Source organism: Serratia sp. C2(1), from assembly GCF_036352655.1.
GTDB lineage: Bacteria > Pseudomonadota > Gammaproteobacteria > Enterobacterales > Enterobacteriaceae > Serratia > Serratia inhibens.
Window position 1 is genome coordinate 2,834,842 of record NZ_JAZFBA010000001.1, and the last position, 18,991, is coordinate 2,853,832.

The window sequence follows — 18,991 nt, forward strand, 5'->3', positions numbered from 1 at the left end:
TAATACTTGAAGCCGCATCGTTGTTGGCTGCCTTCTCTCACCCCAATCACATAGTTCGCTATGTTCCTGGGGATTCGTTCAGTTGCCGCCGCGATGCAACTCCAATTATTTAAGGTAGCGCGCCCATCAGGGTTATACGTCCAGCAGCAGACGAGCCGGATCTTCCAGCATCTCTTTCACCGTCACCAGGTAACCAACGGACTCTTTGCCGTCGATCAGGCGGTGATCGTAAGAAAGCGCCAGATACATCATTGGCTGGATCACAACCTGGCCATTCACCGCCATTGGGCGATCTTTAATGGCGTGCATGCCCAGGATGGCGCTCTGCGGTGGGTTGATGATCGGGGTAGACATCAATGAACCGAATACGCCGCCGTTGGTAATGGTGAAGTTACCGCCGGTCAGTTCTTCCACGGTCAATTTACCGTCACGGCCCTTGACCGCCAGCTCTTTGATTTTCTTCTCGATGTCCGCCATGCTCATGCTGTCTACATCGCGCAGAACCGGAGTCACCAGGCCGCGTGGGGTAGAGACCGCAATGCTGATATCGAAGTAGTTGTGGTAGACCACGTCAGTACCGTCAATGGACGCGTTCACTTCCGGGAAGCGTTTCAGCGCTTCAACCACCGCTTTGATGTAGAAGGACATGAAGCCCAGACGTACACCGTGACGTTTTTCGAAGGCTTCACCGTACTGCTTGCGCAGATCCATGATCGGCTGCATGTTGATTTCATTGAAGGTCGTCAGCATCGCAGTGCTGTTCTTCGCTTCCAACAGGCGCTCTGCCACACGCTTGCGCAGACGGGTCATCGGCACGCGTTTTTCGCTGCGGTTGCTCAGGGCAGGCTGCGGTGCGGCTTCAACTGCGGCTGCGGCCGGCTTGTCGGCTTTCTTGCCGTTGGCCAGATGCGCTTCCACGTCTTCGCGAGTGATGCGACCACCCACGCCGCTGCCTTTGATGGCTGCAGCGTCGAGATCGTGCTCAGCAATCAGACGGCGGATCGCCGGGCTGAGGGCATCGTTGCTCTCTTCTTCCAGGCTGGCGGTTGCGCGCTGTGCCGGGGTGGCTTCTTTAGCCTGGCTTTTCTCTTCGGTCGGCTTGCCGGAGCTATCGCCCGGACGAATACGGCCGAGGATCTGGCGAGAAAGCACGGTTGCGCCCTCTTCTTCCACGATCGCATCAAGAATACCTGCTTCGCTGGCCGGCACTTCCAACACAACTTTGTCAGTTTCGATTTCAACCAGAACTTCGTCACGCTGGACGCTGTCGCCTGGTTTCTTGTGCCAGGTGGCTACGGTCGCATCGGCAACCGATTCAGGAAGGTCAGGAACCAGAATATCTACGCTACTCATTTAGCTTTCCCTTAATCTTTATTCAATATTCAGCGCGTCATTAACCAGAGCCTGTTGCTGCTTCTGGTGTACGGACATATAACCGACCGCCGGAGAGGCGGAGGCTGGACGTCCGGCGTAACGTAAAGAAGCCCCGAACGGCACGACTTCACGGAAATTGTGTTGGCTGCAGTACCAGGCCCCCTGGTTCAGCGGCTCTTCCTGGCACCAGACGAAATCATGCACGTGAGCATACTTCTCCAGCACGGCCTGAACGGCCTGGTGCGGGAACGGGTACAACTGCTCGATACGTACGATGGCCACGTCTTTCTGGTCGTTCTTGCGGCGCTGTTCCAGCAGGTCGTAATACACCTTGCCGGAGCACATCACCACGCGTTTGACCGCTTTCGGATCCAGCTCGTCGATCTCGCCGATAGCCGGCAGGAAGGTGCCGTTAGCCAGTTCTTCCAGGGAAGAAACCGCCAGCGGATGACGCAGCAGGGATTTCGGTGACATCACCACCAACGGACGGCGCATACCGCGCAGCGCCTGACGACGCAGCATATGGTAAACCTGTGCCGGGGTGGACGGGATGCACACCTGCATATTCTGTTCTGCACACAGCTGCAGGTAACGCTCCAGACGCGCGGAGGAGTGCTCCGGACCCTGGCCTTCGTAGCCGTGCGGCAGCAGCATCACCAGGCCGCACATACGGCCCCATTTCTGCTCGCCGGAGCTGATGAACTGATCGATCACCACCTGAGCGCCGTTGGCGAAGTCGCCGAACTGCGCTTCCCAAATGGTCAGGGTACGCGGTTCCGCAGTGGCGTAGCCGTATTCGAACGCCAGCACCGCTTCTTCGGACAGCACGGAGTCCCAGACTTTAAACTCGCCCTGCCCGCTGTGTACATTCGCCAGCGGAACGTAGACCGAACCGTTTTTCTGGTTGTGCACCACCGCATGACGGTGGAAGAAGGTTCCGCGCCCGGCATCTTCACCGGAGATACGAATCGGAATGCCTTCATCGACCATAGTGGCGTAGGCCAGCGTTTCGGCCGCGCCCCAGTCGAACGCTTTGTTGCCGGCGGCCATCTCTGCACGATCGCCGTAGATTTTCGCTACGCGCGACTGCATTTCGATCGCTTCCGGTACGGTGCTGATGCGACGAGCCAGTTCCTGCAAGCGCTTCATCTCAACCTTGCTTGGGTACTCTTCGTCCCACTCGTGGTTCAGGTACGGCGACCAGGTAAAGGAATGCAGATTCATTGGACGCCATTCTTCAACCACGCAATCGCCGCGATCGAGCGCATCGCGATACAGGTTGACCATTTCCGTGGCATCTTCCAGGCTCGCGACTTTCTGTTCGGTAAGAACGTCAGCATAAAGCTTGCGCGGCGTCGGGTGTTTTTTGATCTTCTGGTACATCACCGGCTGGGTTGCACTTGGCTCGTCGGCCTCGTTATGCCCATGACGACGGTAGCAGACCAGATCGATCATCACATCGCGTTTGAAGGTGTTACGGAAATCCAGCGCCAGACGGGTAACGAACGCCACCGCTTCCGGATCGTCAGCATTGACGTGGAAGATCGGCGACTGCACCATTTTGGCGATATCGGTACAGTATTGGGTCGAGCGCGCATCCAGCGGGTTGGAGGTGGTGAAACCAACCTGGTTGTTGATGACGATACGCACCGTGCCGCCCACTTCGTAACCGCGAGCCTGCGACATGTTCAGGGTTTCCTGAACCACGCCCTGGCCGGTAATGGCGGCGTCGCCGTGAATGGTGATTGGCAGCACCATGTTGCTGCGCGCTTCGTCCAAGCGATCGCGGCGGGCACGTACGGAGCCCATAACCACCGGGCTGACAATCTCCAGGTGCGACGGGTTGAACGCCAGCGCCAGGTGAACCATGCCGCCTTCGGTTTCGACGTCGGAGGAGAAGCCCTGGTGATATTTTACGTCACCGGTACCGAGGTGTTCTTTATGCTTGCCGGCAAACTCGTCGAACAGGTCGGCGGGCTTTTTACCCAGCACGTTGATCAACACGTTCAGACGGCCGCGGTGAGCCATACCCAGCACCACTTCGCGCGTGCCGTTCTTGCCGGCGTGGCGAACCATCTCTTTCAGCATCGGCACCAGCGCATCGCCGCCTTCCAGAGAGAAGCGTTTTGCTCCCGGGAATTTAGCGCCGAGATAGCGTTCCAGACCTTCCGCTGCGGTCAGCTCGTTCAGGAAACGGCGTTTCTCTTCGTTAGTAAAGCTGGCGCGCCCCGCTACCGATTCGATGCGCTGTTGGATCCAGCGTTTCTCTTCGGTATTGGTGATGTGCATGTATTCCGCACCGATCGAACCGCAGTAAGTCTGCTTCAGCGCGGCATACAGATCGCCCAGCTTCATGGTTTCTTTGCCGATGGCAAATGACCCCACGTTGAAGGTTTCCTGGAAGTCGGCTTCGGTCAGATTGTGGTAAGCGGGATCGAGATCGGCAACGGTTTCTTGTTGCCACAGGCCGAGCGGATCGAGGTTGGCATGCTGATGCCCGCGGAAACGGAAGGCGTTGATCAGTTGCAGTACCTTGACCTGTTTGGCGTCGGTGTCTGGATCGTTGATGGTGGTGTTGTAACGCGCAGAGTCTTTCGCCAGGCGGCGGAAGTAGTCACGCGTTTGAGAGTGAAGCTGATCGGGTTTAACACCCGCGGTTGGTAGCTGTTGAAAAATGGAACGCCAGCTATCTTCAACGGAGCCCGGATCGGTTAAGAAGTCTTCATAGAGCTGTTCTATGTAAGACTGGTTCGCGCCCGCCAGATAGGAGGAATCCAGCCAGGCCTTCATTGCGCCGTTCTGCATCATGATCCCTTAAGCTTTGAAGCTTTAGTTTTCGCCGTGGTTAACATAATTACCGTGATGGATACGGTTTGCCGTAGAAACGGTTCACTCGACGTACTTAATACCCGTCGCCTTTCAAGCCGCAGCGTTGTTGCCTGCATTCGCTCCCCCCAGTTACTTACTGAAGTAAGCGCCTGGGGACTCACGAACGGGTCGCCTGGCTGCGACTCGAAAGTCATAGGGTATGCCATTATGGCCTGATACGTTTTGTTATGGACCTTGCGGCCCCTTACAAGGAACCTCTAAAAACCGGCGGACGAACCAGGCTGCATAGTACCGCAGCCGCGGGTCAGTTTTTAGAGGCTCCCTCCTTTGTGATGTGCGCCGGGACCTGCCCGGCGCAGCATCTCGTTCCGCTTATGCGCCGCGTTGCAGCAGCATAGACTTGATATGACCGATCGCACGCGTCGGGTTCAAGCCTTTAGGGCATACACTGACACAATTCATAATGCTATGGCAGCGGAAAACACTGAAAGCGTCGTCCAGATCGTCTAAACGTTCTTGCGTTTCCGTGTCACGGCTGTCGATCAGGAAGCGGTACGCTGCCAACAGGCCGGCCGGCCCTACGAACTTGTCAGGATTCCACCAGAATGATGGGCAAGACGTCGAACAACAGGCACACAGGATACATTCATACAAACCGTCCAGTTTAGCCCGTTGTTCCGGCGATTGCAGGTGCTCACGCGCCGGAGGATTCTTGCCGTCGTTCAGCAGGTAAGGCTTGATCTTTTCATACTGGGTATAGAACTGGCCCATATCAACCACCAGATCCCGCACCACCGGCAAACCCGGCAGAGGACGGATCACAATCTTGTTGTTGCCTTTGCGCAACGCCGAGACGGGGGTAATGCACGCCAGACCGTTTTTACCGTTCATGTTCAGGCCATCGGACCCGCACACGCCTTCGCGGCACGAACGACGGAAAGACAGGGTCGGATCTTTCTCTTTCAACTGGATTAACGCATCCAGCAGCATCATGTCCCGGCCTTCTTCCGCTTCCAGGCTGTAATCCTGCATATGCGGAGCGTCATCAACATCCGGGTTATAGCGATATATTGAGAATTCGAGTTTCATCAATCGATCTCCGCGATCAGTAGGAACGCACTTTCGGTGGGAATGCCGGGCGCAGCTTCGGTTGCATGTTCACTTCACGACGCGTCATGCTTTCCGATTGCGGTTGATACAGCGAATGGCACAGCCAGTTGGCGTCATCGCGCTCCGGGAAGTCGAAGCGGCTGTGCGCCCCACGGCTCTCGGTACGGAAGTTGGCCGACACGGCGGTGGAAAACGCAGTCTCCATCAGGTTATCCAACTCCAGGCATTCGATGCGCTGGGTGTTGAATTCGCTGGAGGTATCGTCCAGGCGTGCGTACTTCAGACGTTCACGGATCTCTTTCAACTCTTCCAGCCCTTTCGCCATGGCGTCACCTTCACGGAATACCGAGAAGTTGTGCTGCATACAGGCTTGCAGCGCCTTGCGAATTTCGACCGGGTCTTCACCCGAACGGGTGTTGTTCCAACGGTTCAGGCGCTCCAGCGACGCCTCCACATCCGATTCGCTGGCGTCACGGCTTTCGCCCTGCTCCGCGAGTGACTCCTGCAAATGCATGCCGGCAGCACGCCCGAACACCACCAGATCAAGCAGCGAGTTGCCGCCCAGACGGTTGGCGCCGTGCACCGATACGCAGGCGATTTCGCCCACGGCAAACAGGCCCGGGATCACCACGTCTTCGCCTCTTTCGTTCACGGTCAGCGCCTGGCCGGTCACCTTGGTCGGAATGCCGCCCATCATGTAGTGACAGGTCGGAATAACCGGGATCGGCTCTTTCACCGGATCGACGTGCGCGAAGGTGCGCGACAGTTCCAGAATGCCCGGCAGGCGGGATTCCAGCACTTCTTTACCCAGGTGATCCAGCTTCAGCTTGACGTGCGGGCCCCACGGGCCGTCACAGCCGCGGCCTTCGCGGATTTCAATCATGATCGAACGGGCAACCACATCACGGCCCGCCAGGTCTTTGGCGTTCGGCGCATAGCGCTCCATGAAGCGCTCGCCGTGTTTGTTCAGCAGATAACCGCCTTCACCACGGCAACCTTCGGTCACCAATACACCTGCGCCGGCGATGCCGGTCGGGTGGAACTGCCACATTTCCATGTCCTGCACGGGCACGCCGGCGCGCAGCGCCATGCCGACACCGTCACCGGTGTTGATATGCGCGTTGGTGGTAGACTGGTAAATACGGCCTGCACCGCCGGTCGCCAGCACGGTGGCTTTGGCTTTGAAGTAAACCACTTCACCGGTTTCAATGCAGATAGCCGTAGTACCCACCACCGCGCCATCCTGGTTTTTCACCAGATCCAGCGCATACCACTCGGAGAAAATAGTGGTGTGGTTTTTCAGGTTCTGTTGATACAGGGTGTGCAACAGGGCGTGGCCGGTACGGTCAGCCGCCGCCGCCGTGCGTGCCGCCTGTTCGCCACCAAAGTTCAGTGACTGGCCGCCGAACGGGCGCTGATAGATGCGGCCTTCATCCGTACGGGAGAACGGCAGCCCCATGTGCTCCAGCTCCAGAACCGCTTCCGGGCCGGTTTTACACATATATTCAATGGCGTCCTGGTCACCGATATAATCGGAACCTTTCACCGTGTCATACATATGCCATTCCCAGTTGTCATCGTGGTTATTGCCCAGGGCTACGGTAATGCCGCCCTGTGCAGACACGGTATGGGAACGGGTCGGGAATACTTTGGATATCAGGGCGCACGTGGAGCCCGATTGAGAAATCTGCAGTGCCGCGCGCATACCTGCACCGCCAGCACCGATAACTACAGCATCAAACTCTCTGACCGGCAGTTTCATTTACACACCCCACACTACGATTGTTCCGTACAGTAAATAGACCAGCAACACGACAACGATCGCCAGTTGCAATACCAGACGCACTGCCAGCGGTTTGACGTAATCCGTCAGCACCTGCCACAAACCGACCCAGGCGTGCACCAGAATCGACAGCAGCGTCAGCAGCGTGAACACTTTCGTAATAGAGGTGGCGAAGAAGCCGCGCCAGATTTCATAGGTGAGATCCGGAGCCGTGACGAAGAAGCCCAGGATATACAACACGTACAGGGTGATGACGATAGCGGAAGCACGCAGTAACAACCAATCGTGTACGCCATTGCGCCCTAATGCAGAAACATTGTTTACCATACGAGGACTCCAGCCAGAACTGACAGCACGACGGTCAGACCGATCGCCACCTGGGCAGAACGGGTACCGGCGGCTAAACTCTCTTCGATATAGCCAAAATCCATTAACAAGTGACGAATGCCACCGCAAATGTGATAGGCCAACGCCGTGAGGATGCCCCAGAATATGAATTTGACGATGAAGCTATTCATGATGGCGGCAGCCTGCATGAAACCCTCTTGGGAAGAGAGAGACAGGCCCAGCAGCCAGAGGAGGATACCCACGGCAACGAAGGTAATTACGCCAGAGACTCGGTGTAAAATGGACGCTATCGCAGTTACGGGAAACTGAATCGTTTGCAGATCCAGGTTGACAGGTCTTTGTTTTTTCACGTTTTTGCCCACACAGCTCTTATTATTTTCCTTCCTCCGGGCCTGGGTGGGGATCAGACAGCGTTAAGAGCCAAAACCCTTACACGTCACGCGCTCAAACATCAACATCCTCTGTGCTTAAACGGCGCGCATTTATAACGCTGGGTGCTCCTACTTCAGGGTAATCCGGAGACCTGGCGGCAGTATAGGAGGATCACATTCTGATTACAATTCCCATACAATCTGTTTGGTAACATTTCCCCCGAACAGTGATTTAGATCACGGATTTCACAATTGGCACAAAATTAATTATCTGATTTGACAAGAGATCAACATTTCCATTACATATAGGGGCACAAACGGTCCTATGATGCGCTATAGGTCAGCGGATACACTTCCCCCAGTGTTCAAGATATGCAACAGTGTATTTGGCAGAACCTATCCCAATAACCGTTTTTGCCGGTCATGTTTGCAACAAATCACCGCAGGTAAAAGCAAATAAGACAAATAAAACAGTTTATTGGGATAGGTTCATAAAACCCTCGAACACGTCGTAGGTACGATTAACAGAATATAACGAATTCCGATGAATCGTTAACAACTGGTCACCCGCCTCGTTCGCCTGGTTAGCACTCTGTACCCTACCCGCGCAATTGCGCAGTCGCTCACAGAGTTAGCGTCCGCTCCATTTTTTGCGGGCAACCTGCGGAGAATTAAGGTATTTCAGTTGTTAGAGGTTTTTAAAATAAGGCGCTAAGGAGACAGTAAATGACTGATAAGAAAGCGACGCTAACCATTAACGATGGTGAAGCTCCGATCGAACTGGGCGTATTATCCCCGACACTGGGCCCCGATGTCCTCGATGTCCGCGCTCTGGGCTCCAAAGGTTATTTCACATTTGATCCCGGCTTTACTTCTACCGCTTCCTGCGAATCCAAAATCACCTTTATCGACGGTGACAAAGGCGTGCTGCTGCACCGTGGCTTCCCGATCGAACAGCTGGCGAAAGAGTCTTCCTACCTGGAAGTGTGCTACATCCTGCTGTACGGCGAGACCCCGACCGCAGAAGAGTTCGAGACCTTCAAAACTACCGTAACCCGCCACACCATGATCCACGACCAGATCACCCATCTGTTCCGTGGCTTCCGTCGCGACTCGCACCCTATGGCGGTGCTGTGCGGCGTAACCGGTGCGCTGGCGGCGTTTTACCACGATGCGCTGGATGTGAACAACGAGCGTCACCGCGAGATTACCGCATTCCGCCTGCTGTCCAAAATGCCTACCGTGGCGGCGATGTGTTACAAATATTCCCTGGGCCAGCCGTTCGTTTACCCACGTAACGATCTGTCCTACGCAGGCAACTTCCTGCACATGATGTTCGCTACCCCATGTGAAGAATACGTGGTTAACCCGGTGTTGGAACGCGCAATGGATCGCATCCTGATCCTGCACGCCGACCACGAGCAAAACGCGTCCACGTCTACCGTACGTACCGCAGGTTCTTCGGGCGCTAACCCGTTTGCCTGTATCGCGGCCGGTATCGCTTCCTTGTGGGGGCCGGCGCACGGCGGCGCCAACGAAGCCGCGCTGAAGATGCTCGAAGAGATCAAAACCGTTGAACACATCCCAGAGTTCATCAAGCGCGCGAAAGACAAGAACGATTCTTTCCGTCTGATGGGCTTCGGCCACCGCGTGTACAAGAACTACGATCCGCGCGCCACCGTGATGCGCGAAACCTGTCACGAAGTGCTGAAAGAACTGAACAAGAAGGACGACAACCTGTTGGAAGTGGCGATGGAGCTGGAACACATCGCACTGAACGACCCGTACTTCATCGAGAAGAAACTGTACCCGAACGTCGACTTCTACTCAGGTATCATCCTGAAAGCTATGGGTATCCCTTCTTCCATGTTCACCGTTATCTTTGCCATCGCCCGTACCATCGGCTGGATTGCGCACTGGAACGAAATGCATGACGAAGGCATCAAAATTGCCCGTCCGCGTCAGCTGTATACCGGCTATGCCGAGCGTGATTTCAAATCCCAGCTGAAAAACAAATAACGCCGCTTTACCCTACATAAAGCAGCACAACGCCGCCCGAATGGGCGGCGTTTTTTTTGCTATTTTTGGCAACCGGGGCACCAATAAAACGGCCGCGACGACAGTTGGGTTCTGACAATCATCGCGCCGCAGCGCCCGCAAGGCTCACCGCTGCGATGGAACACCTTAAAGCTGAACAGCGCGCCGTGATGGCGATTCTCATCCACCAGCCCGCGCGTCCGGTAAGACAGGCGCGGCACAGCCAACAGAGCCTCCGCCAGCCGCCGTAACACTTCCGGCGCCAAATCCTGAGGCCGGTGCTGCGGCGCCAGTTCCGCCTGCCAAAGAATTTCGGCACGCAGATAATTGCCCAAACCGGCAAGAAACGCCTGATCGAGCAGCATCCCTCCCAATTGCCGGCGGCGAAACGCCGGCGACAACAGCCGTTGTTCCACCGTTGTCGCCGTCAGCGACATATCCAGCACATCGGGCCCGATGCGTTGCAAGAACGGGTGCTGCTCAATTTCTTCGCGTGGCCCCAGGGTGATCTCCGAGGCACTGTACAATAAAATCGCCCGCTCCGCCGTTTCCAGCCGTACGCGCAAATCGCGCTTGGTATCCGGCGTCTCTCCCGCTCTGGCCACTTTCCACACGCCATACAACTGATTATGGCTGTACATCGTCAGCCCGTTGGAAAAATGGGTCAACAACGCCTTGCCGCGTGGCTCGATGGCAATAATGCGTTCGCCGATTAACCGATCGCGGTAATGTTTAAGCTGGGGAAAAGCAAACTCGACCGCAGTCAGCGGCCGATCGATCACCGCCGTCGCCAGCGCATCCGCCGCTCGGCGAATTTCCGGTCCTTCCGGCATGTTGCAACTCCTGATTTAGCCGGGCCGCCGCAGCGGGCGCCCCGGTGAAAAACACCGGTTAATGCGTCGCGCCGCCCACCACTTTCAGATCGTGTTCCACCTGCAATGCGACAGAGATCGCCAGCTCCAGAGCGAACAGCACCGTCTGGGACGCCATGCTGGGCGCACCAGGATGCGCGGCAGCCTGTTCCGGCAGATAAGGGATATGAATAAACCCGCCCTTAATCTCTTGCTGGCCGTTTAACCGGTGCAGCAAGCCGTACATCACGTGGTTGCAAACGTAAGTCCCGGCGGTTTGCGATACCGAAGCGGGAATTCCGGCTTCACGCATCGAGTTGACCATCGCCTTGATCGGCAAGGTACTGAAATAGGCCGCCGGTCCGGTTTCGAGGATCGGTTCGTCGATCGGTTGCCGGCCCTGATTATCGGGAATGCGCGCATCATCAACGTTGATCGCCACCCGTTCGAGGGTAATATCGGTACGCCCACCGGCCTGGCCGATGGCCAATACCATCACTGGCTGCACCTCATCAATCGCCGCGTTCAACGCCTCAAGCGCCACGCCGAATACGCAAGGCAGCTGGCGCGCAATAATGCGCGCGCCGACAAACTCCCTATCGTTCAGTTGCTTTACCACTTCCCACGAAGGATTAACCCGTTCTCCGCCAAAGGGCTCAAAGCCCGTAATCAATACCTTTTGCATGAGTTCTCCTACAGGAACATCAGGAAATACAGCAAGAATACGTTAACCAACAGCAGCAGCACCCCGGTCGGCACCTGCGCCTTGATCACCGCATTCTTGTCCGGCAATTCCAGCAACGCCGCCGGCACAATATTAAAGTTAGCAGCCATTGGCGTCATCAGCGTGCCGCAATAGCCGGAAAACATGCCGATTGCCGCCATCACCGCCGGATTACCGCCGTGTTGCAACACCAGGATCGGGATGCCGATACCGGCAGTGACGATCGGGAAGGCGGCGAAGGCGTTGCCCATCACCATGGTCAGCAGCGCCATGCCGATGGCGTAAACCGCCACGGCGATAAAGCGGTTGTCGACCGCCAGGTATTCCTGGGTCAGATGGGAAATCGCGGTGCCGACGCCGGCGGCAGTGAACAGCAGCCCCAGCGTGGCCAGAATCTGCGGCAAAATAAACGCCCAGCCGACCGAATCCAACAGACGACGCGCTTCCTGTATCGGCTGCGAAAGGGTTTCGCGAGTCATTCTCACCGCAATAATGCCGCCCAACACCACACCCAGCGCCATCGAGAACAGCGTAATCAACGTGGCGTGATTGCCGCTGCCGAACACCGCCTGCTGCAGAGCCGGAATATTGTTGAACAGCAACACGCCGGCCACCGTCACCACCGGAATAGCCAGCGCAGGAATAAACAGCCGGTTCCCCAACCGTTTGGCACTTTCTTCACGCTGCTGCGGGGTACGTTGATGGTAGCTGCCAAGCCGCATCCCGCCGAAGCCGGCGATCAATGCCATCACTATCACCACTACGCCGACGATGATATGCAGTATGCGTTTCTCATTGCTGCCCTCGCCCAACACCTCACCCAGCAGGCTATAGGTCCAGTCGCCGACCAAAAAAACCAGGCCGTACAGCGCCCAGAACAGCCCGGTGGTAATGCGGCGCGGGTTGGCGCGATCGCGGAACGACATCACCGCCACGATCAACAGCACCGCGCCGGCCAGCCAGTAGAGATATTGTTGTTGGAAATTCATTGGGCATCTCCTTTGGCCCGCAGCGCCGCCTGGTTAAGCTGCGCCAGCTCGGCGCTGAGCTGTTTGTCCATCCGGTAAAGCCGGAAGGCATGGATCAGGAAAGCGAAAATGGCGGTCGGAATGCCCCATAACGCGATATGCAACGGCTCGGTCTGGATACCGCCTGACTCCAGCATAAAGTTATGCATGAAAATGATCGCACCAAAGGCCACGAAGATGTCCTCGCCAAAGAACAGCCCGACGTTATCGGTGGCGGCGGACATGGCACGCAGGCGATGCCGCGTACGTTCCGGCAGCTCGCCGTAGCGGTTTTCGGTTGCCCCTTCCGCCATCGGCGCCAGCAACGGGCGCACCATTTGCGGGTGGCCCCCCAAGCTGGTCAGCCCCATGGCGGCGGTGATTTCACGCACGAACAGATAGACGATCAGCAACCGCCCTGCGGTAGCGCTCTTGATCTTGGCGATCCACGCCTGCGCGCGTTCCTTCAACCCATGACGTTCCAGCAGACCGATCACCGCCAACGGCAACAACAGGATCAGCGGCAGATTCCGGGTATTGAGGAAACCTTCCCCCAGTTTTTCCAGAATGACGTCCAGCGGCATCAGCGCCGCCAGTCCGGTGATGATGCCGGCGGCAATCACCACCAGCACCGGGTTGAAACGCAAAACAAATCCAGCCACGATGGCGACAATGCCAATCAATGGCCAGAGATTAATGGCCTGTTCCATAATCATCTTCCCTCGGTAGTTTCTAATCGTTTTTTATGAGTGATGTTGTGTGTACCGCTGTCAGTCTGCGCTGACGTTAATGCCCTCTATGGCGAAACGCTCGCGCAGCGTGCGCGCGAAGCTCAACGCGTGTTCACCGTCGCCGTGCAGGCAGACGGTTTCTGCTTGCACCGCAGCCCAAGAGCCTTCCAGAGTGCGAACCCGATGATGGCGCACCATGTCCAGCGTTTGCCTCAGCGCCTGTTCATCGTCTTCGATCAGTGCGCCCGGCTGGCCGCGCGGCACCAGCGTGCCGTCGGCCTGATAGCCGCGATCGGCGAACACTTCCTGCCGCGTCGCCAACCCCAGTTTTTCACCGGCGCGGATAAGCTCGCTGCCCGCCAACCCCACCAACCGCAGAGCGGGATCGACCGCCTTCACCGCCCGGGCGATAGCCTCCGCCAAAGCCGGTTCAACCGCTGCCTGGTTGTACAACATACCGTGTGGCTTCACATGTACCATCACCCCGCCTTCGGCGCGGGCCATCGCTGCCACCGCCCCCAGCTGATACACCACCTGCGCATATACCGTTTCCGGCGGCAACTGCATGCGGGTACGGCCAAAGTTCTCGCGATCGGGGAAGCTGGGGTGTGCGCCAATCGCCACGCCATATTGCAGTGCCCAACGGATCGACTGACGCAGGGTTTGCGCATCACCGGCGTGAAAACCGCAGGCAATATTGGCCGAACTGACCAGTTGCAGCAGCGCCTCGTCGTTGGCGCAGCCTTCGCCGAGATCGGCGTTCAGATCAATGAGCATCTAACCCCCAGGCAATTTGTTGGATAAAGTGATCCTGCTCTGCCTTGGCACGTTGCGCCTCCGCCAGGGTACAGGGAACAAAGTGGATAGCCTCGCCCAGACGGATCTGCGCCAAATGGTAGAGATCGGCCTCGATTACACAGGCAATGCGCGGGTAACCGCCGGTAGTTTGCGCGTCGGCCATCAGCACGATCGGCTGGCCGTTATGCGGCACCTGCACCACGCCCGGCAGCAGGCCGTGCGACAGCATTTCGCGGTCGGTGGTGCGGCCCAGCACATTGCCGCCGTGCAGACGATACCCCATGCGGTTGCTCTGCGGGCTGAGTTGCCAAGCGGTGCGCCAGAAAGCCTCCTGCGCCTCGGGGCTGAACTCGGCATATTCCGGTCCCGGCAAGGCGCGGATGCGATTATTGAACAGCAGTTGCTTTACGCCACAGCTGTTTTGCGGCAGGAAACCCGGCTTGCCCAACGGCAGGCTGTCGCCGTCTTTCAGGTTACGCCCTTCCAGCCCGCCAAAGGCAGCTTTGATATCCGTGCTGCGCGAGCCGAGCATTTCGGGCACGGCGATCCCCCCGGAGAGCGCCAGATAGCTGCGCATACCGCGTTTAGGCATGTTCATGACCAGTTGCTGGCCCGCTTTAACCGGGTAACGCCAGCCGGTCCACAGCGGTTTTTCGTCCAGTTTGGCATCGCAACCGGCCCCGGTCAGAGCGATCCACCCCGCTTGGGTGAATTCGACGCTGAATTGGCCCAAGGTGATTTCCAACCCGGCGGCATCCGCTGAGTTACCCACCAGCAGGTTAGCAATTTTCAGCGCCGGCAGGTCGAGCGCACCGCCCTGGCTAACGCCCAGACGGCGGAAACCGTGACGGCCCGCATCCTGTACCGTGGTGTAAATGCCCGCACGCAGGATCTTCAACATACGCCCTCCTTCTGCGGCACGAAGCGCACGTTATCGCCAGGGCGCAGCAGCGTCGGCGGCATGTCATAAGGATTGAATAACGACAGCGGCGTGCGGCCAATCAACTGCCAGCCCCCCGGCGTGACCAGCGGATAAATGCCGGTCTGGCTACCGCCGATGCCGACGGAGCCTGCGGCCACCGCCAGGCGCGGTTCGGCACGGCGCGGCGTCGCCAATTGTTCCGGCATGCCGCCCATATAAGAAAAACCCGGCTGGAAGCCAAGGAAATAAACCACATAGGCCGCAGAAGAATGGCATTCCACCACCTGCTGCGGCGTCATGCCGGTATGGCGCGCTACCTCGCCCAGATCCGGCCCATACTCGCCGCCGTAGATCACCGGAATATCCACCTCGCGCAATTCCGGCACCAGGCTTTCCTCACTGTCCCAGCCTTGCTGCAACAGCGCCAGCATCGCTTCGGCGTCAGCCTGCGGCGTATTCAGCAACAGCGTAAGATTGTTCATACCCGGTATCACTTCCAGCACATCGGGATGATGATTCAGTTTTTCGGCCAATGCCCAGATCCGCCGCTGACTTGGCAGCGTCACCGGTGGCGACAGCTCAAGCACTGCCGCTCTTTCACCCAACAGGTAATATCGCGCTTGTTGCACCCTTCTTCTCCTTATACCCGCCGTCTTTCAAGCCGCGGCGTTCTGCCCAACTCCCCCGGGCGCAGCATGCAACGCCCCTACGATATTTGGCTATCGACGAACAGGTCGCTTGGCCACAACTTGCAATGCATAGGTATTTTATTATTTGCAATAACACAGTTATGCGCGACGCGGGTCCGGCTGTCAATAAAACGCAACCATTGGGAAAATAAGGAATTAGCGACGCAGAAGGATTCAGCCGACGTGTGAGCCGGGCTGAATCCCAGAGAGAAATCAGGCAGGATTCGGGATATCGATAAAGGTCACTTCAAAACCATGATGCTGCGCCAACCATTCACCCAGCGCCTTCACGCCGCCGCGCTCGGTGGCATGATGACCGGCGGCGAAGAAATGAACGCCCATTTCCCGTGCAGTGTGAATAGTTTGTTCCGACACCTCACCGCTGATAAAGGCATCGACGCCGAAACGCGCCGCGCTATCGATGAAACCCTGGCCGCCGCCGGTACACCAGGCCACGCGGCGAATGTGCGCCGGTGCGTTATCGCCACAGTGCAGCACTGCACGGCCCAGGCGGCTCTCAATGCGCTGCTGCAGCTCAGCGCCGGTCAGCGGTTGTTCAAACTCGCCGTGCGGCACCAAGGGTTCCACTTCGCCAATCACGCGAATGCCAAGCAGATGCGCCAGTTGCGCGTTGTTGCCCAGCACCGGGTGGGCATCCAGCGGCAGATGATAGCCGTACAGGTTGATGTCATTGGTCAGCAACGTTTTCAGCCGATTGCGTTTCATGCCGCGCACCGCCGGCGCTTCGTTTTTCCAAAAATACCCGTGATGCACCAGGATGGCGTCCGCCTGCCGCTCCACCGCCGCATCCAGCAGTGCCTGACAGGCGGTCACACCGGTGACGATGCGCTTCACGTGCGACCGCCCTTCTACCTGCAGGCCATTCGGCGCATAGTCCTGAAACGCGGCGGTATTCAGTTCTTTGTTGATCAGATTTTCCAGATCGAGGTTACGCATTGTCTTCTCTCTTCAATTCAAAATGTCTGCCGGTCGCCCTGTTCCATCAGGATAAACTTCACGCCCAGATCGTTGCCCTGATCCAACTGCTGTTTAATGGTAGCGCGCACGTCCTCGCCCTGCTTCAGGCTGGGTTTGATGTGGCTGATCACTACCGGGAAATCTTTCAGCGAGCCTTCGCCGCCGCTGTACCGGGCCAGATTTTCCAGCTCTTTCAGCAGCCACGCCGGCGTCAAATGACCATACAGATTTTTATCTGCAACGCCATTGGGATAAGACGTTTCAATTATCATCCCCTTCAGTTTTTTCTGTTCAATTAACGGCCCCAGCGCGCGCCAGGCGGTATCCAGATTGCGTGACTGCTCGAGTGCATCCGGCCCGGTGTCGCCGAAATAGGCGAAGGACCCGCTGCGATCGGATACCAGCAGCATCGAAGAAGGGTAACGATCGTGGCTAAGCGGATACATCACGCCGCTCAGGCCGGTGACGCCCAGGGTAAAGCGCTGCTGCGGCCGCACCGTTTGCAACCGATAGGTGCCCAGCCGCGACCCGTTACCGGCGTCGGTGAAGTTTGGCCAGGCCTTCCAGTTAAAGTAATGATTGCGCAAGGTCAGGATGGTATCGGCCTGGGCATAAATATTTTTCCTGGCGTCCTCCGGCGAACCGATAATCAGCCCGGCCACGTGGTCCAGATGACCGTGGCTGATAAAGTAACCGCCGATCAGTTGCCGGAACACATAGCCCTGCGGGGTATAAGGCGCCGCCAGTTCGGGGGTCACCTGCGGAAAACTGCCTTTTTCCAGCCCTTTGGCAATGCCCGGCAACAGTGAGCCGGCATCGAGCGCCAGATACTGCGGCTGGTTGACGCTGCGGATCAGATAGGATGTCAGATTGCCGTCGCTGACGCCGCCGTCAACGCCGAGCGCCACTACGTCAAAGCCGGCCAGCGCCAGGGCTGAATAGCCGCTCAGGCACAGGGCCAGCACCTTGTTCATCATTCTTTCGCTCCTTGCTGTTGCCTTAATATTCCCCCCGCCTGGCCGCTTCAAAGGCCGCCAGCGTCTCCAGCCGGGCCTGCTTGTGATCGACAATCGGCAGCGGGTAATCCAGCGTGCGTTGCTGTTTTTCCGCCCAGCGATGGGGTTGATGGAGAGCATTGTCCGGTACATCCGCCAGCTCGGGCAACCATTTACGGATAAAAGTGCCTTGCGGATCAAAACGTTCGCCCTGAGTGGTCGGGTTAAAGATGCGGAAATACGGCGCGGCGTCGGTGCCGGTTGAGGCCGCCCACTGCCAGCCACCGTTATTCGCCGCCAGATCGCCGTCCAACAGCTGCGACATGAAATAGCGTTCGCCGGCGCGCCAGTCGATCAGCAGATCTTTCACCAAAAAACTGGCGCTGATCATGCGTAACCTGTTGTGCATCCAGCCGGTTGCATTCAACTGACGCATGGCGGCATCGACGATCGGATAGCCGGTCTCGCCTTGCTGCCAGGCCAGTAACAGTGCGTCGTTATCCCGCCAGCGTACCTTATCCGTCCACTCGATAAAGGGACGGTGCCTGCATAACGCAGGATAAGCCACCATCAGATGCCGATAAAATTCGCGCCAGATCAATTCGTTCAGCCAGCCAAAGGCACCGCTGTCGCTGTTTTCCAGCACCTGCGGGCATTCGGCGCGCAGGCGGTTAAAACACTGGCGCGGCGACAATACGCCAATCGCCAGATACGGCGACAGGCTGCTGGTGCCGGCAATAGCGGGAAAATCACGTTGTTGCAGGTAATCTTGCACCTGTTCACGGCAGAAAGCGCGCAGCCGTTGCAGCGCCGCCTCTTCCCCGGCGGGAAAATCTGCGCCCACCTCGACCGATGGGTAATCGAATGCCGTCGGCGCAGCCGACACCGGCAACGCGCCGCCTTCACGAGGTTTGGGTGCCGGCAGGGAACGAACGTCGGATTCGGTCAGCCGCTGGATAAAGGCCTTGCGAAACGGCGTATAAATCTTGTACATCTCCCCGCCGCCGGTTTGTACGCTGCCCGGCGGTAACAACAGGCTGTCATCGAAGCTTTGGCAAATCACCTGCCCGGATAATCGCCGCTCTGCCTGACGGTCGCGCTTTAGCTCATTGAGCTCGTACTGGCGGTTATAAAACAGCGCATCCACCCGCTCTTGCGCGCAGTACGCCACCAACCAGTCAACAGCAGCGGCAAAATCATCGCACTGATGGCAGACCAGCGGGATACCGCGATCCGCCAGCGTCTGCTGAACCCGCAGCAGGTTGGCATGAATAAACGCCGCCTGACGCGGTGCCATCTGATGCTGCCGCCACTGCCCAGGAGTAGCGATAAACACCGCCAGCACGCGGGCGGCGGGATCGCAACAGGCGGCGTGCAGCGCTTTGTTATCGGTTATACGCAGATCGTTACGTAACCAGACCAGATGAGTGGCCATAAAATTCCT

The 18,991-nt window shown here is 57.6% G+C and carries 17 protein-coding genes; 1 reads left to right on the plus strand and 16 read right to left on the minus strand.

Annotated features, from left to right (window positions below; genetic code table 11):
• Positions 1-132 precede the first annotated feature (132 nt).
• The 6 genes from odhB to sdhC form a co-directional block, all read right to left on the minus strand.
• Positions 133-1,353 carry a 2-oxoglutarate dehydrogenase complex dihydrolipoyllysine-residue succinyltransferase gene (gene odhB / locus V2S86_RS13355; RefSeq protein ID WP_013811923.1) on the minus strand — a complete coding sequence of 407 codons (1,221 nt, stop codon included), beginning with the start codon at positions 1,351-1,353 and terminating at the stop codon, positions 133-135.
• Between the two features lie 18 nt (positions 1,354-1,371).
• Entirely contained in the window at positions 1,372-4,179 is a 2,808-nt protein-coding gene (sucA, locus tag V2S86_RS13360) for a 2-oxoglutarate dehydrogenase E1 component (RefSeq protein WP_330763202.1), read from the minus strand.
• Positions 4,180-4,575: 396 nt separating this feature from the next.
• A complete protein-coding gene (locus V2S86_RS13365) occupies positions 4,576-5,292 on the minus strand; it encodes a succinate dehydrogenase iron-sulfur subunit (RefSeq protein ID WP_330762806.1) in 717 nt (238 codons plus the stop codon).
• Between the two features lie 16 nt (positions 5,293-5,308).
• Entirely contained in the window at positions 5,309-7,075 is a 1,767-nt protein-coding gene (sdhA, locus tag V2S86_RS13370; RefSeq protein ID WP_330762807.1) for a succinate dehydrogenase flavoprotein subunit, read from the minus strand.
• Positions 7,076-7,423: a succinate dehydrogenase membrane anchor subunit gene (gene sdhD / locus V2S86_RS13375; RefSeq protein WP_004949748.1), complete on the minus strand. Its 348-nt coding sequence runs from the start codon at positions 7,421-7,423 to the stop codon at positions 7,076-7,078.
• A complete protein-coding gene (gene sdhC, locus V2S86_RS13380) occupies positions 7,417-7,806 on the minus strand; it encodes a succinate dehydrogenase cytochrome b556 subunit (protein WP_065505961.1) in 390 nt (129 codons plus the stop codon). The genes sdhD and sdhC overlap by 7 nt, the downstream gene beginning before the upstream one ends.
• Before the next feature lie 735 nt (positions 7,807-8,541).
• Here sdhC and V2S86_RS13385 point away from each other — a divergent pair.
• The gene (locus tag V2S86_RS13385; RefSeq protein WP_004949745.1) at positions 8,542-9,834 is read left to right on the plus strand and encodes a citrate synthase; all 1,293 of its coding nucleotides are present in this window, start codon (positions 8,542-8,544) and stop codon (positions 9,832-9,834) included.
• 59 nt (positions 9,835-9,893) lie between these two features.
• Here V2S86_RS13385 and nei read toward each other — a convergent pair whose 3' ends face one another.
• The 10 genes from nei to phrB form a co-directional block, all read right to left on the minus strand.
• Positions 9,894-10,685, minus strand: a complete 792-nt coding sequence (gene nei / locus V2S86_RS13390; protein ID WP_330762808.1) for an endonuclease VIII — start codon at positions 10,683-10,685, stop codon at positions 9,894-9,896.
• A 58-nt stretch (positions 10,686-10,743) separates the two neighbouring features.
• A complete protein-coding gene (pcp, locus tag V2S86_RS13395; protein WP_330762809.1) occupies positions 10,744-11,388 on the minus strand; it encodes a pyroglutamyl-peptidase I in 645 nt (214 codons plus the stop codon).
• Between the two features lie 8 nt (positions 11,389-11,396).
• Positions 11,397-12,416 carry a DUF979 domain-containing protein gene (locus V2S86_RS13400; protein ID WP_330762810.1) on the minus strand — a complete coding sequence of 340 codons (1,020 nt, stop codon included), beginning with the start codon at positions 12,414-12,416 and terminating at the stop codon, positions 11,397-11,399.
• Positions 12,413-13,144 (minus strand): DUF969 domain-containing protein, encoded by a 732-nt coding sequence (locus V2S86_RS13405; protein WP_330762811.1) that lies wholly within the window; start codon positions 13,142-13,144, stop codon positions 12,413-12,415. Before V2S86_RS13405 ends, V2S86_RS13400 begins: the two co-directional genes overlap by 4 nt.
• 60 nt (positions 13,145-13,204) lie before the next feature.
• A complete protein-coding gene (gene pxpA / locus V2S86_RS13410; RefSeq protein ID WP_330762812.1) occupies positions 13,205-13,942 on the minus strand; it encodes a 5-oxoprolinase subunit PxpA in 738 nt (245 codons plus the stop codon).
• Positions 13,932-14,864 (minus strand): 5-oxoprolinase subunit PxpC, encoded by a 933-nt coding sequence (gene pxpC / locus V2S86_RS13415; RefSeq protein ID WP_330762813.1) that lies wholly within the window; start codon positions 14,862-14,864, stop codon positions 13,932-13,934. Before pxpC ends, pxpA begins: the two co-directional genes overlap by 11 nt.
• A complete protein-coding gene (pxpB, locus tag V2S86_RS13420; RefSeq protein ID WP_330762814.1) occupies positions 14,858-15,514 on the minus strand; it encodes a 5-oxoprolinase subunit PxpB in 657 nt (218 codons plus the stop codon). Before pxpB ends, pxpC begins: the two co-directional genes overlap by 7 nt.
• Before the next feature lie 273 nt (positions 15,515-15,787).
• A complete protein-coding gene (locus tag V2S86_RS13425; RefSeq protein WP_330762815.1) occupies positions 15,788-16,531 on the minus strand; it encodes a type 2 GTP cyclohydrolase I in 744 nt (247 codons plus the stop codon).
• 17 nt (positions 16,532-16,548) lie between these two features.
• Positions 16,549-17,529, minus strand: a complete 981-nt coding sequence (locus V2S86_RS13430; protein ID WP_330762816.1) for an MBL fold metallo-hydrolase — start codon at positions 17,527-17,529, stop codon at positions 16,549-16,551.
• A 22-nt stretch (positions 17,530-17,551) separates the two neighbouring features.
• Complete coding sequence (phrB, locus tag V2S86_RS13435; protein WP_330762817.1) at positions 17,552-18,982, minus strand: deoxyribodipyrimidine photo-lyase; 1,431 nt, start codon at positions 18,980-18,982, stop codon at positions 17,552-17,554.
• Positions 18,983-18,991 lie beyond the last annotated feature (9 nt).

Coding starts and splice junctions, on each gene's coding strand:
- odhB (WP_013811923.1), bottom strand. CDS start 1,353: ATGAGTAGCGTAGATATTCTGGTTCCTGACCTTCCTGAATCGGTTGCC.
- pcp (WP_330762809.1), bottom strand. CDS start 11,388: ATGCAAAAGGTATTGATTACGGGCTTTGAGCCCTTTGGCGGAGAACGG.
- pxpC (WP_330762813.1), bottom strand. CDS start 14,864: ATGTTGAAGATCCTGCGTGCGGGCATTTACACCACGGTACAGGATGCG.
- sucA (WP_330763202.1), bottom strand. CDS start 4,179: ATGCAGAACGGCGCAATGAAGGCCTGGCTGGATTCCTCCTATCTGGCG.
- V2S86_RS13405 (WP_330762811.1), bottom strand. CDS start 13,144: ATGGAACAGGCCATTAATCTCTGGCCATTGATTGGCATTGTCGCCATC.
- V2S86_RS13385 (WP_004949745.1), top strand. CDS start 8,542: ATGACTGATAAGAAAGCGACGCTAACCATTAACGATGGTGAAGCTCCG.
- sdhD (WP_004949748.1), bottom strand. CDS start 7,423: ATGGTAAACAATGTTTCTGCATTAGGGCGCAATGGCGTACACGATTGG.
- V2S86_RS13365 (WP_330762806.1), bottom strand. CDS start 5,292: ATGAAACTCGAATTCTCAATATATCGCTATAACCCGGATGTTGATGAC.
- pxpA (WP_330762812.1), bottom strand. CDS start 13,942: ATGCTCATTGATCTGAACGCCGATCTCGGCGAAGGCTGCGCCAACGAC.
- V2S86_RS13425 (WP_330762815.1), bottom strand. CDS start 16,531: ATGCGTAACCTCGATCTGGAAAATCTGATCAACAAAGAACTGAATACC.
- nei (WP_330762808.1), bottom strand. CDS start 10,685: ATGCCGGAAGGACCGGAAATTCGCCGAGCGGCGGATGCGCTGGCGACG.
- V2S86_RS13400 (WP_330762810.1), bottom strand. CDS start 12,416: ATGAATTTCCAACAACAATATCTCTACTGGCTGGCCGGCGCGGTGCTG.
- phrB (WP_330762817.1), bottom strand. CDS start 18,982: ATGGCCACTCATCTGGTCTGGTTACGTAACGATCTGCGTATAACCGAT.
- sdhA (WP_330762807.1), bottom strand. CDS start 7,075: ATGAAACTGCCGGTCAGAGAGTTTGATGCTGTAGTTATCGGTGCTGGC.
- V2S86_RS13430 (WP_330762816.1), bottom strand. CDS start 17,529: ATGATGAACAAGGTGCTGGCCCTGTGCCTGAGCGGCTATTCAGCCCTG.